This is a genomic window from Pseudanabaena cinerea FACHB-1277 (assembly GCF_014696345.1).
In the GTDB taxonomy this organism is placed as follows: domain Bacteria; phylum Cyanobacteriota; class Cyanobacteriia; order Pseudanabaenales; family Pseudanabaenaceae; genus Pseudanabaena; species Pseudanabaena cinerea.
Window position 1 is genome coordinate 1 of record NZ_JACJPY010000037.1, and the last position, 13,749, is coordinate 13,749.

The window sequence follows — 13,749 nt, forward strand, 5'->3', positions numbered from 1 at the left end:
TTGTTCGTCCATTTCGCGGTATCCATAAAAAGTATCTGCATCTCTATGTAGCCATGTTTGAGTGGGCTTACAATTTACGTTGGATTGATTTTGACTTCCTCCGCCGTCTTCTTGTCCCTCCTTTCACCTATTTACCCACATGAGCGAATTTTTGATTTTTTGAATGCTGGGAGTGGGGTGGAGTTGTTGGGCGATCGCCAGATTGGTAAGTCTTCGGTTTTGCAACAAATTAAGCATCGTGCGGCTTCAGCGCTGAGGCTCGAACGCAAACCAATTTATTTAAATTTGCAGGAAGTCCATACAGAGATAGAGTTTTATGCGTCTTTGTGCGAGAAGTTAGAGATGGCAACTTGTAAAGGCTATAGTTTTTTTAGGGCGATGCGCGATCGGCGGGTTTTGCTGCTACTAGATGAGGCGGAGAAAATGTCTTGGGATGGTTTTACAAGAGAGGTTAGGGAGCAGTTACGCAGTCTTGCGGAGGGTGAGAATGCGCCGTTGCGTTTGGTAGTGGCTGCAAGGACTCCTTTGGATCGTCTGTTCCCAGATAGTCATGAGAGTGGAATGACTTCGCCTTTTCAGGGAATTTGTGTGCGGGTGGAGCTAAATACTTGGCATAGGGAGACAGTGCAGAGGTTTATTATTTCAAAACTTGAGAATACTGGGGTTTGCTTTAGTGATGCAGAAATAGAAAAATTGTGGCAAGACAGCCAAGGACATCCACAAAAACTAATGAAAGCTTGTTTTGATCTTTATCGTCAATATCGCTAAAAACTATGAATGAAGAAACATCGACACCACAAGTACCGCTCCTTGATCTCGCGCCAAAACGCAAGCGTCCTCTATCACTTTGGAATCCACTTGATTATCTATTACTACTCTATTGGGTGTTCTATTTTCCAAAAGCGATTCCTTGGTATATTAGTGTATATGAAAATACCTTTGATAGCTTCTATCATAATTTAGTTGATCTGCGTAGAACTTATAAAAGACTTCTCCTTCCCTCCTTTTTTAGTCAATTTACTCCTTGGCATACAAGAGTATTTAGATACTTGATGTATGAGATTATTGATGACACTAAAGACTTTATTTGGGAAAAATTTTTAATACTTAAAGAGGTAAAACACCCAAGGACACAGCTTGTAATAATGGCAATATTACTTAATATTTTTATTGCTATCTCTTTTTATTTTGGGTTAAACAAGATAGGAATAAAAATTAACTGGATTGAATTTGCAGTTAGTAATCTATTTAGTTTGTTTTTTATTTTTAATGATCAGATTGCGGCTGGTATTAGCATAAGCATAGTAGGAGGGTTAGCTTTCAGCATTGTAAATGCTAATCCTATTGTGTCAAATATATATCATTTATCTAATGGGACTGAATTGAGTGTAATGAGTGCGTTGAGCTTAGGAAGCTTATACGGATCAGCAAGTGGTTTAATATGTGGTATAGCATATAGCACTGTTGGCACTTTAAAAGAGAAAATCTATGGTTGGATTGGAGCGATAACTATCAATACTTCTTTCATTATCATGGGATTTATTGTTGGCAATATAAAAGGCGGTTTATCTTTTTTTGTTGGATTAACACTCTTCCTTGTATTGTTAGTTAAGTTTGCAAAAAAATGGTTAATTCTAATTCTAGGCTTTTTTACTGTTTGTTTATTAGTAGGTATTTTAGTAGGTGGATCTTTAAATAGTGTAATAAGCACGTTAGTAATTATTTTAGCTTTTTGGGTCACTAACTTTTTAATATCAGCCTTTTCAATAGCACGTCTAGATGAATTGTGTTTTTCTTTTGGGCGTATCCCCCATACTTCACAATATAATTTTTCTTGGATTCGTCATTTACTTATTAGATGGTTAGAGAGCAACTGGATTAGTGGAATTAGTAACGCAAATCAAATTTTTCTTTTTTCTCATCAGAGTAAAGTTGTTCAAGAGTCAATCTTTGAATCTCTAGCAAGTTCTTGGCATACTGATTTAGTCTATAGAATGGCTATATTAAGTGATCTCATAACTGATATAGACATTTTGCATAAATTGACACTTCCATCCATCAAATCTAGGCATGTTTCTATAGCTGCTCAAGGATTTTGGCACTTTCATAAAGCTAGCTCTATGAGCGACTGTAAAGAAAAAAGATCTGAAATTTTGTTGTCTATCAATTCTTTTGAAAAAATAAGAGATATTCGATATGGCGAGGAAATGTATGTTCTATCTATTGATTTGCATAACCTCAGTATTCCACAAAATTATCAAGAACTTCTAGATTATTCTACTAGATTTAGGAACAGACATGCTTACCTTATCGAACAAACTACAGATTTAAATCAGAACCAACTAATCCGTCTTGATCTATGGAATGTAATTAATCAATTCTATAAAGTTTTAGATGACATTTATACATTAAATCAATCTATTTCTCGCACCTCCAGATCTTTCTCACTAAATCGTGCGCTTGGAGAAATTAGTAAAGCTATTGATATCTTAGGGGCTTTATCGCTTGAAACTTCTCGTGCTGAAAAACCTATATTAAAAGATATAGCAACCCGTTGGCGCGATATACTCCTCGCTGAGGCAGGTAGCATCGGACAAGTAAAAATTGACAAGCCAATAGCAAATCCCTACACCATCGGCGATCCAGTTATCGGTGAGCGTTTTATAGGACGAGAGGATATTCTCCGACAACTTGAAGAACTGTGGTTTATCAATCCCATACCTCAATCAATTATTCTGTATGGTCATCGCCGCATGGGTAAAACTTCCATCCTCCGCAATGCCACTACCAAGGTTAATGATCAAGTCCGTATTGCTTATGTTAATCTCCTCACTATAGGTAATTCCCCTAATGCAACTATAGAAACTCTAATGGCAATCTGTGATGCCATCGCAATCGCCGCCGATATCGCTGCTCCAAGAGATCAAGACTTCATCCAATTTCCAGCAACAACCTTTCGTCGTCATTTAGAGTATATCGACAAGACCTTTACAGGCAAACTGATAATTGCCCTAGATGAATTTGAGAAAATCGAAGAATTGATCGATTCAGGTAAACTCAGAAAAGAACTTCTTGGCTTCCTGCGTGGCATGGTGCAAATGAGCAGCAAGCTCGCCTTTGCCTTTGCAGGACTGCACACCCTCCAAGAAATGAATGCCGACTACTTCCAGCCCTTCTATGCCAGTTTCATTCCCATCTCCGTCGCCTTCCTCAACCGTGACGCAACCCACCAAGTCCTCGCCAACCCCGATCCCGAATTCCTACTGGAATACGAACCCGCCGCCCTTGACCATATCTACGACCTCACCAACGGACAGCCCTATCTCACCCAACTAATTGGCTTCCAACTCGTGCGAATGTTTAATGACTATGTATTCGAGCAAGGCAAACCCCGCGATCGCACCTTCACCATCGATGATGTCCGCACCATCTGCTCAGGCGAAAACTTTTTCACCACAGGCTTTAACTACTTCAATGGAGTCTGGCAACAAGCCTCTGAGGGGGCAGCGCATCAACAAGACATTCTCAAAGCCCTAGCCCCCTATCCTCAAGGAATCACCGAATCAGAATTAATCTCACAAACTAATCTACCTAGCGAAACTCTGCAAGCCGCCCTCAAAACCCTCAAAGATCACGACGTAATCCGCAGTCAAAAAACTAACGAGATCGTTAATTGGGCGATCGCTGTTGAACTCTTCCGTAATTGGGTCGTTAAATATAAAGCATAAAGCGATCGCCTATCTGGTGTGTTGAGTCATTCTTATCATGCCAAAATTCAGGATCGTGAAGATGGGTCACAGGTAGAGCATCGTGTTAATGTGGCAATAATGCCTGAGTCTAATTCTTTGCGTAAAGTTGCTTGAATGCGATAAAAAACAATGACATCTCCGCAATCCCAAGACAACCCATCAATTAAGCAAACTGCGTTAGAAAACGTGACGGCTGGCGGTGATATTAATGTCACTACTCATCAAAATATCACTATTCATCAAGTGGTTTCTGCTCAACCCGTGGCGATCGCTGCAACCCTGAATACGACACCGCCACCTGTGGATGAATGGCAGGGACGACAGGATGAAATCAAGGAACTCCAAACTGCCCTAAGCAATGACAAAGTCCGCTTAATCGGGATGACCGCCGCAGGAGGCTATGGTAAATCGGCTTTAGCGGTGAAATTCAAGGAGCAGTTAACCCCTGATTGGCGGGTGTTGTGGGTGAGTTTTATCCAGCCTTATCCTTTGGCGCAATTTGGGCGATGGTTATTGGAGGAGTTGGGACGAGATTATGATGAAAAATGGGACGAGGAGACGTTAATTGGGCAGATCGTCGAAGGGTTAATTGCTGAGCCTTGTTTGTTGGTGTTGGACAATATGGAAACGGTGATACCAGCAGAAGGGAAGTCGGTTTATGGTCAATTTTTGAGCCAATGGTTAGGGAATGGGATGCATAGTAAGCTACTGCTCACCAGTCGGGAACAGCCAGTATTTAGCGCCAATTTGCTACCGCGTTGTTATTGGTTAGCGCTAAAGGGGTTAGCAGAAGCCGATGCGATGCGTTTGGTAACGGAAGACTATGGTTTAACGGGAACGCAGAAGGAATTAGCCCATTTTGTGAACCGAATGGATCGGCATCCTCTCTTGATGCAACTGGTATCGAGTTGGATGCGGGAGGAATTGGGGGAAGGGGTTGGTGTGACAGAGACGGAAAATTTGGGCTTAGATTTGTTTACGGTGGAGGGTTATCACCGTGATACGGAAACCTGTGTCAGGGAAGTGGTAGCGGCGAGTTTGGCGCGATTATCGGCAAGGTTAGGGGATATTTTAAAGCGGTTGTCGGTATTGCGAGGGATTTTTGATCTAGGGTTAGCTCAGGGGTTAACTGCCGAGGTAACGGAGGCAGAGTTACGGTATTTAGCCCGTTTGTCGTTGTTGCAGGAGTTTCCACCCGAACCGCTCAAGGGAAAACCGCGACGGTTTCAGTTTTTGCCTTTAATTTCGATGGTGGTGCAACAGCAAGCGGATTCTGAGTTGTTGCGATCGGCGCATCAGGCGGCGTTGGATTATTTTTTGGCACATTTACCTGCGCCACCATGGGAATCGTTGGAGGATTTGACGGCGTATTTAGAGGGTTTCTACCATGCAGGGGAGTTGGGAGAATGGCAGTTAGCTTTTGATATTTTGAATGAGGAGAGAGGAGGAGAAGGGAAAAATAAATCGGTTGATCAATTTCTGGAATTTCAAGGGTTTTATCGTCAGCAGGCACAGTTATATGAACAGGTAGTTGCGGGGAGTCAGCGAGAACAAGATTGTCATCGCAAATCGTTAAACAGTCTGGGCAATTGTTATAATTCCTTGGGGCAGTATGAAAAAGCGATCACCTATCACCAGCAACATCACAACATCAGTGAAGAAATGGGTAATCGACAAGGAGAGGCAAGTTCTCTAGGTAATTTAGGCAATTGTTATGCATACTTGGGGCAGTATGAAAAAGCGATCGCCTATCAGCAGCAATCTCTCGAAATCGAAGAAGAAATAGACAATCGGCAAGGCGTAGCAAATTCTCTAAGCAATTTAGGAAGTTGTTATTATTACTTGGGACAGTATGAAAAAGCGATTGCCTATCAGCAGCAATCTCTCGAAATCAAAGAAGAAATCGGCAATCGGCAAGGCGTAGCAAATTCTCTAGGCAATTTAGGAAGTTGTTATTATTCCTTGGGGCAGTACGAAAAAGCGATTGCCTATCAGCAGCAATCTCTCGAAATCAAAGAAGAAATCGGCAATCGGCAAGGCGTAGCAAATTCTCTAGGCAATTTAGGCAATTGTTATTATTCCTTAGGGCAGTATGAAAAAGCAACCGCCCATCACCAGCAAGATCACGATATCAGTGAAGAAATAGGTGATCGGCTAGGCGTAGCAAATTCTTTAGGGAATTTAGGCAATTGTTATTATTCCTTGGGGCAGTACGAAAAAGCGATTGCCTATCAGCAGCAATCTCTCGAAATCAAAGAAGAAATCGGCAATCGGCAAGGCGTAGCAATTTCTCTATGCAATTTAGGCAATTGTTACTATTCCTTAGGGCAGTATGAAAAAGCGATCGCCTATCTCCAACAACAGCGTGACATCAGTGAAGAAATCGGCGATCAGCAAGGGGTGGCAATTTCTCTACACAATATAGGGAAGACATTGCTCAAACTTGAAAACTACAGCGAATCAGAAACTAAAATTCAAGAATCCTTAGTTATTTCCCAAGAGATTAACTATAAGAATTTAATCGCCGACAGTTTAAAAGCTCTTGCCGATATTGCCCATCAAACCAATCAACCCCAACTCGCCCTCACCCATTGCCAAGCCGCCCTCACCCTCTCCAAAGAACTTGGCATTCCTTTAGTCAAAGAATGCGAAGAACTCCTAGCAAAAATTCAGAAGGACTTAGATCCCCCTCAATCCCCCTTAAAAAGGGGGAAGAAGAAAAATTAATTCTCCCCCCTTTACAAGGGGGGCTGGGGGGGATCATTTTTGGTATGTATCATGTCTTTTGAATCAAATGTAATTTCTGTTTGCTATCTATGGCTAAAGGCAAGAATAAGAAAATCCTGTTCTTTATCGATGAATTTGGGACTGCGGGGGTAAGCGATTTATATTTCGGAGGGGTTATTGCTTTAGCGAAAGATACTGGACGTTTAGATAAGTGTTTTAGCGATCAGTTAGAGGCAAGTGCGAATGAAATTCATGCTGTTAATATGGACGATCAATATCTCAAAGATCTTATGAGGCGCTTCAAGCAGTCTGCATCTCAAGAACATTTCATTTTGATTAATCGTGCTGTTAGTATTCGACAGGGTGCTGCCCCAATAATTTATGCCCAAGGTTTAATCGAGACAGTAAAAGTTGGTTTAAAGCTTTTCAGAGAAGAAGTGCTAAAAAGTGAGCATATTAACAACGTAGAAATTATTATCGACATCAATCAACACAATACTCACCGTGATTTTGAAAGTGAAATATCTAGAGAACAATCTGAAGATAGAAAACTCAATCCAGTTAAACACATCGCTAGAATTGATTCTGCTGCATCACGGATGCTTCAGATTGCTGACATAGTGGCTTATTCTCGCAAATTCATTATTAATAGAGAACTAAATGCCGAGCAACTAAAGAGAGATTATGGTATTCATACAAAATGAGATAAGGGCTACCAATTGGCAACCCTTACTTAAGATTCTTTATGGAATAAGAGATTATAGTGATCGTCAACCAAGGCTTTTTCCCTCTGGGTAATCACGACTCTTACTAGGCACACGGCTGAGTAAGTCGTCTTTTTTGATCTCTACTACGATCATTATCTATCTAGATACATCTCTTAATTTATCCTACTATTCGCTAAAAGTCAATCCCCCTTAAAAAGCTTAGCTTAAATCCTACTAATAACTTCGTATGATAACCCAGTTGATTCGGCAATGATTTCTATAGCTATATTTTGCTCTTTCAATGCTTTGGCAACCTTCTCAATACCCTTCTCAATACCCTTCTCGATACCGACCTTTTCACCTTCTTCAAAGGCTGTATCAAATACATTTTTCACTTCTAAATACTGAACTAAACTCTTTTTATACTGTTCATACTGCTCTAAATCTAAGTGCGATATTTCAGCGATTTCAAACCCTTTTTGAAAGATTGGTTCATTGAGTATTGTGGGTATGTGATTAAAACTTTCTAGGTTCTTTAAAAAATACAGCCATTTATCGAAGTGAGTTACCAATTCATTCTCTTGTTTGTTGAATAGCGGCATTTGCAAAAATTTAAAATTTAATTTATCGAAAAACACATCTCCATCTTGGTCTTTGAGGCATACATCGCGCCTAAACTTGGGTGTAGTATGCTCCTCATACTCAAAATCTAATATCGCAATAAAATAGATTGGTAATAAATAGAAATTCCAATCACCCTTTTCCGACTGTTCTCGAATTGGGAATGTGGAATAGAATAAGGCTCGATCTTTGAAATGCTTGATTTTCGCTTTTTGCATTTCCACAATAAACTTATCACCAGTTTTGCTTTCGCAATAAATATCAAAAATAGCTTTACGTTCCGATATGGTGTCGGAGAGATTTTCAGGATTTTTAAATGTTAATTGTTGGATTTGATGATGTATCGGTAACAGTTGATTGAGAAAATCGATGAGTAAATCTTTACTGCCCTCTTCGCCAAACAGTTTCTTAAAGCCAAAATCAGTATAAGGATTAAAGTATTTCGCCATCATGATTTCCCTAAAACATTCGTATAATTTAGCTGTGAAAACCTTGTAAACAACCTTCTGTATAGCACAAAAAATGTGGTTAAAGATGTAACAGCGACTTTACTGCACGATATCCCTTGACACCAAATTGCCCATCAAACCAATCACCCCCCTCAGCCATTGCCAAGCCGCCCTCACCCTCTCCCAAGAACTTGGCATTCCTTTAGTCAAAGACTGCAAAGAACTCCTAACAAAAATTTAGGATGACTTAGATCCCCCTCAATCCCCCTTTGTAAGCAGGGTGGTTTCATTTTCGGAAAGGGCTAATGGGTATAGATTAGAGAAAAAAAGTAGACAAAAAACAGGGAATAAAAAAGGGGCAAAAAAAGTAAAAAATGGTCTGGTAAAAGCTAAGCAATTTGTGAGAAACATTGGGGAACCCTGCAAACAATGCTAGAGCTACCAACCAAAAGTCGAATCCCCTCATATTCAACCTTCTGCCGTGTCATTCAGGGAGTAGAGATCGAGCCAGTAGTCAAACTGTTTAACGAATGGTGTAAAAATAGCCAGAAATGGCTGGCGATGGATAGCAAAAGCATCAGATGTACTGTGACCAATCAGACTGACTTCTAAGCAAAACTTTACCAGTACCGTATCCGCTTTCACCCACGAAACAGGGGCAGTAATCGTCCTTGCTATATCTGAAAATAAGCAAATTAGCGAAATCGAAGTAGTTAAGCAAGTGATTACTTCCTTACAAGCACAGTCAGCCTCTTTCACAATGGATGCCTTACACTGCCAAAAAGATACGGTGAAATTAATAGCTGAGCAGGGACAGCATTATTTGATTGCCTTTAAAAATAATCAGCCCAGATAGTCAAACACATCTTGGTACGGACGGTGAAACCCGAAGACAAATAAATATGGATTTGATGGTTTGCAAGGTGTCCTTGACAATTTGCAAACTGAGATATTGAGAGGATACCAATTATCTATATCTGTAATGATAAATCAAAAAAAGTGCGCGGCGAAGCCGCGCACCTACAAAACAAAGCAATGGCTTAGCCATTGCTTTGTTTCAGATTAATGAGGATAGCGCCAGTTGACGATTTCGGGCTTGTCGATGCCATGCTCAAAGGCATAGTGGCGACATTCAATCTGTTGGTCGAGCAGTGCTTGCTTAGCATGAGCGCCGATCGCCTGTAACTTCGGCACGCGGTCAATTACATCGATCGCCAGACTGAAGCGATCGACTTGGTTGCTGATTGCCAATTCCAAGGGCGTGTTGATATTGCCCTTCTCTTTGTAGCCACGCACGTGCATATTTTTATGGTTAGTGCGGCGATAGGCGAGGCGGTGAATCAACCAAGGATAGCCGTGGAAGTTGAAGATAATCGGTTTGTCGGTGGTAAAGAGGGAATCAAAATCGCGATCGCTGAGCCCGTGGGGGTGTTCTGTATCAGGCTGCAATTTGAAGAGATCCACCACATTGATAAATCGAATCTTCAATTCGGGGAAATGCTCCCAAAGTAAAACGGTGGCGGCGAGAGCTTCGGCGGTGAGAACGTCACCACAACCAACCATCACCACATCTGGTTCCACACCCTGATCATTACTTGCCCAATCCCAAATGCCTAAGCCCTTGGTGCAGTGCTTGATCGCCTCATCCATATTCATAAACTGCAAGTGCGACTGTTTATCAGAAACAATCACATTCACATAGTCAGTACTGCGGAGGCAATGATTGGCAACGGAGAGCAAGCTATTGACATCGGGTGGTAGATAGATGCGGGTAACTTCAGCGCTCTTGTTAACTACCACATCTAAGAATCCTGGATCTTGGTGGGTGAAACCATTATGATCCTGCCGCCAGACGGTGGAAGTAATCAGCAAGTTAAGCGAGGCAATAGGCGCTCGCCAAGGGATCTCACGACTGATTTCTAACCATTTGCAATGTTGATTGATCATTGAGTCAATCACATGGACAAAGGACTCATAGGTGGAGAAGAAGCCATGACGACCCGTGAGCAAGTAGCCCTCTAGCCAGCCCTCAAGGGTATGCTCACTAAGGATTTCCATTACCCGTCCATCGTTAGACAGTTCGCCACCATCGGCATCTTCTTCTAGATATTCCGCAATCCAGAATTTTTTGCTGACCTCATAAATTGCTTGCAGTTTATTGGAAGTATTTTCATCGGGACCAAATACACGGAAATTAGTCATGTTCTCCTTCATCACATCCCGCAAGAAAACGCCAAGGGGCTTCGTGTTTTCTACTTCGATATGGGCAGGCTTTTCCAACTTTACGCCATACTCACGGAAGTCGGGCATTCTCAGGGAACGGCGTATCAATCCACCATTGGCGATTGGATTGGCACTCATGCGGCGATCGCCTGTGGGGGCGAGTTCTTTTAATTCGGGAATCAATTTGCCTTCAGCATCAAATAGCTCTTCAGGCTTATAACTCCGCAGCCAATCTTCCAACATTTGCAGATGTTCAGCGTTATTGTGCATTCCCGACAATGGCACTTGGTGCGCTCTCCAGAAACCTTCCACCTTGTGACCATCAACCACCGCAGGGCCAGTCCAGCCTTTAGGTGTCCGTAACACGATCATCGGGAATTTCGCCCGCTTAACAACACCTGTTGTTCTTGCTTCCTGTTGAATGGAACGGATCTCATTGACACAATGCTCTAGGGTAGCAGCGATCGCTTGGTGCATTGTTTCAGGATCAGAACCTTCCACAAAATAGGGTTGATAGCCATAGCCCACAAATAGGCTCTCTAGCTCTTCATGGCTAATGCGGGAGAGAACCGTGGGATTATTAATTTTGTAACCATTCAAATGCAAAATCGGTAATACTGCACCATCACGAATCGGATTGATGAATTTATTGGAATGCCAAGCAGTGGCAAGGGGACCTGTTTCCGCTTCGCCATCACCAACCATCACCACCGAAATCAGATCGGGGTTATCAAAGACCGTGCCATAGGCATGGGAAATGCTGTAACCAAGTTCCCCCCCCTCATGGATTGAGCCGGGAGTTTCAGGGGTGCAGTGGCTACCGATCCCACCTGGGAAGGAAAACTGCTTGAAAAAACGTTTCAATCCCTCTTCATCTTCACTAATATCATGGTAAACCTCGGAGTAGGTTCCTTCTAGATAGACAGGACCTAAAATACCAGGCGCACCATGCCCAGGTCCAGCTAGAAAGATCGCATTCAAATCATATTTCTGAATCAAACGATTCAAGTGGGTATAGACAAAGCTCATCCCAGGACTTGATCCCCAATGTCCAAGGAGTCGATTTTTGATATGGGTAGGGGTGAGGCGATCGCGCAATAATGGATTGTCGCGCAGATAGATCATGCCAATGGCTAGGTAATTGCAGGCACGCCAGTAGGCATCTAGCTTTCGTAGTTCTTCACCACTAAGGGGCTTGCCCGTCACTGTAGAACGAGCAGTTCCATAGGCGCTGATTGATTGGTTTGGTTCCATATTCAAAGAGTCTAAGTCAGCCGTTTTGAGGGGGGTAGATACCATAAAGTTACAATTCGCTCTTATTTGGTGATTACTTTGACCAATTCGAGAATCACTTTACAGGAAATAACCTAACTTGATGGCTTAAGTGAATACTTAATTTAGATTTGTCGGGGTGATTTTTACTTTGGTATAGGGAAGTAAAAGCTCTAGACATTGGCTGTGTTTGACTTTGACCATAAATAGGTGATTACTTGTTGGCAAATCGCTATATTTAAAATGGATAGATTATATCTAAGTATAAGGTTGAGATAGGGTTTAAAATAGATAGATGGATTGTATCTGAGTATAGGGTTGGGATGTTGAAATAGGGTTTAAAATGGATAGATATAGCGCTTTGCGCTTACTTAAAATCCAGAAAATCCAGAAAATCCAGAAATACTGTCTCCGTAAATGGGCTGTATGCTTATATCTTGATATAAGGTTTGACAATAATCCCCACCTGCCAAATGGCTAAACCCACTGCCCAAGAGCAGGCGATCGCGATCGGTACATACCATAGTCCGCCAAGGGATTTGCATGGATCAATATGGCGCAGCACCCAAACATGGGTTAAATATGTTGTGAAACTTGCCTGAGCCAAAATCTCGATAATATTCGCCCCCACAGTAGATTTAATCGGCTGCCATGACATCGACCACAGCAAAAAGAGCAGTGTCATCAAAACCACCGTTGGGCGGGTGTAATGCCCGACATCTTCGGCGGCATTGTGCATCTGCGCTAACCAATAAAATTCGCCAAGCTCCAAACTAGCAGCGATCGCAAAGAGATTGCGCCATTGCCACGATCGCCACTGCTCAACAAGTTGGTTGCCCCATGTTGGAGCCTTGGCTAACCAGATCCCGATTTGGAAGTAGGGTAGCCAATAGATTGCATGATTGCCGTGGGGCAGCAGTTCGGCAAAGACAGGCACATATTTCACCGTTGCCCCGATCCATCTCAGGGTAAACAGCAGGAAAGTAACACTAATTAAGAGCCATAACCGCCGATTTGTAAATTGCCAACGCCGCATGATGGGATAGCAAACATAACATTGCAGAATGATCCCCAAGAAATACAAATGGTAATCGCCCATGCCAGAGCTTAGTGCTTGCCAAATCTGCTCCCCCTTGCCACCCCAATCAGCATTCTGATACTGCGATCGCCCAATCAGATGTAGCATCGTAAAAAAGACATAGGGCGGCAAAATTCGCCATAGGCGGCGCTGCACAAACACCCGAATTGTGAAGGGGCGCTTGTCTTCAGACTTGGCAATGGCAAAGCCAGACAAAATCACAAATATGGGTACTGTCAGCCGCCCCACCTGATTGATCAATGTATTGACAAATATTTCCCCGTTGATCGTGGTGGTGTCGTTAACCCCAAACCACCAAGCATGGGAGGCATGAATCCCGATCACGATTGTCGTGGCGATCGCCCGCAGCAGATTAGATAATTCCCAAGTCATATCACGAACGAATAAAAAGCCTGATGTTACTTGGCGGCACTAAGTGCCGCCAAGTAATTAGTACAGATAATTTTGAATCATCAGCGTAATGTGTCGCTAATTAATTATAAAAATTTTAGGAAGCCGCAAATCCCCATTGGCAATATCGGTTAAGGATTGGGGTAAGCGCTCTTTACCGCCCTGCTGCAAAGTTTTCAACAAGTGCAGACTATCATCTAACAACATCTCCACGTTAATTGTCATATATTCGGGCAGATACATCGGTAAACGGCTAGTCCCTTCCCCTAGTAAAATTACTGCCCCGTTCCAATTGTGATTGTGCAAGTGATATAGCCCCACCGCGATCTGCAAGATACCTTGATAAAAGGCGCGATCGCTTTGCCAAGCATTATGCCAAATCTCCTCTAAGGTGTCATGACAACTATAGTATTCGCCACCATTAAATTGGGCGATCGCAGTTAAAAAATCACCATCCAGATCACTATCAAAATTATTACCAAAGCCAGAATCAAGATTATTGTCATTCATTA

10 protein-coding genes are annotated in these 13,749 nt (G+C 42.4%); 5 read left to right on the top strand and 5 right to left on the bottom strand.

What is annotated here, in order from left to right; all coding sequences use genetic code 11:
• The first annotated feature begins 159 nt into the window (after positions 1-159).
• From H6F44_RS12480 to H6F44_RS12495, 4 genes are all read left to right on the top strand, one after another.
• Positions 160-768 carry an ATP-binding protein gene (locus H6F44_RS12480; protein WP_206754462.1) on the top strand — a complete coding sequence of 203 codons (609 nt, stop codon included), beginning with the start codon at positions 160-162 and terminating at the stop codon, positions 766-768.
• 5 nt (positions 769-773) lie between these two features.
• On the top strand, positions 774-3,728 hold the full coding sequence (locus H6F44_RS12485) for an ATP-binding protein (protein WP_190351294.1): 2,955 nt from the start codon (positions 774-776) through the stop codon (positions 3,726-3,728).
• 150 nt (positions 3,729-3,878) lie between these two features.
• Positions 3,879-6,476 carry a tetratricopeptide repeat protein gene (locus tag H6F44_RS12490; RefSeq protein ID WP_190351295.1) on the top strand — a complete coding sequence of 866 codons (2,598 nt, stop codon included), beginning with the start codon at positions 3,879-3,881 and terminating at the stop codon, positions 6,474-6,476.
• Between the two features lie 89 nt (positions 6,477-6,565).
• A complete protein-coding gene (locus tag H6F44_RS12495) occupies positions 6,566-7,180 on the top strand; it encodes a DUF3800 domain-containing protein (RefSeq protein WP_190351296.1) in 615 nt (204 codons plus the stop codon).
• A gap of 227 nt (positions 7,181-7,407) precedes the next feature.
• Here H6F44_RS12495 and H6F44_RS12500 read toward each other — a convergent pair whose 3' ends face one another.
• Entirely contained in the window at positions 7,408-8,256 is an 849-nt protein-coding gene (locus tag H6F44_RS12500) for an Rpn family recombination-promoting nuclease/putative transposase (protein WP_190351297.1), read from the bottom strand.
• Between the two features lie 465 nt (positions 8,257-8,721).
• A complete protein-coding gene (locus H6F44_RS23185; protein ID WP_242016556.1) occupies positions 8,722-9,012 on the bottom strand; it encodes a hypothetical protein in 291 nt (96 codons plus the stop codon).
• On the opposite strand from H6F44_RS23185, the gene H6F44_RS24045 reads away from it, so the two are divergent.
• Positions 8,930-9,109, top strand: a complete 180-nt coding sequence (locus H6F44_RS24045; protein ID WP_407681872.1) for a transposase — start codon at positions 8,930-8,932, stop codon at positions 9,107-9,109. The genes H6F44_RS23185 and H6F44_RS24045 overlap by 83 nt on opposite strands.
• A gap of 206 nt (positions 9,110-9,315) precedes the next feature.
• Here H6F44_RS24045 and H6F44_RS12510 read toward each other — a convergent pair whose 3' ends face one another.
• The 3 genes from H6F44_RS12510 to H6F44_RS12520 form a co-directional block, all read right to left on the bottom strand.
• Entirely contained in the window at positions 9,316-11,775 is a 2,460-nt protein-coding gene (locus H6F44_RS12510) for a phosphoketolase family protein (protein ID WP_190351298.1), read from the bottom strand.
• A 403-nt stretch (positions 11,776-12,178) separates the two neighbouring features.
• A complete protein-coding gene (locus H6F44_RS12515) occupies positions 12,179-13,219 on the bottom strand; it encodes an acyltransferase (protein ID WP_190351299.1) in 1,041 nt (346 codons plus the stop codon).
• A 96-nt stretch (positions 13,220-13,315) separates the two neighbouring features.
• Positions 13,316-13,747, bottom strand: a complete 432-nt coding sequence (locus H6F44_RS12520) for a DUF309 domain-containing protein (protein ID WP_190351300.1) — start codon at positions 13,745-13,747, stop codon at positions 13,316-13,318.
• Positions 13,748-13,749: the final 2 nt, after the last annotated feature.

Coding starts and splice junctions, on each gene's coding strand:
- H6F44_RS12510 (WP_190351298.1), bottom strand. CDS start 11,775: ATGGTATCTACCCCCCTCAAAACGGCTGACTTAGACTCTTTGAATATG.
- H6F44_RS12490 (WP_190351295.1), top strand. CDS start 3,879: ATGACATCTCCGCAATCCCAAGACAACCCATCAATTAAGCAAACTGCG.
- H6F44_RS12495 (WP_190351296.1), top strand. CDS start 6,566: ATGGCTAAAGGCAAGAATAAGAAAATCCTGTTCTTTATCGATGAATTT.
- H6F44_RS12485 (WP_190351294.1), top strand. CDS start 774: ATGAATGAAGAAACATCGACACCACAAGTACCGCTCCTTGATCTCGCG.
- H6F44_RS12500 (WP_190351297.1), bottom strand. CDS start 8,256: ATGATGGCGAAATACTTTAATCCTTATACTGATTTTGGCTTTAAGAAA.
- H6F44_RS12520 (WP_190351300.1), bottom strand. CDS start 13,747: ATGAATGACAATAATCTTGATTCTGGCTTTGGTAATAATTTTGATAGT.
- H6F44_RS12515 (WP_190351299.1), bottom strand. CDS start 13,219: ATGACTTGGGAATTATCTAATCTGCTGCGGGCGATCGCCACGACAATC.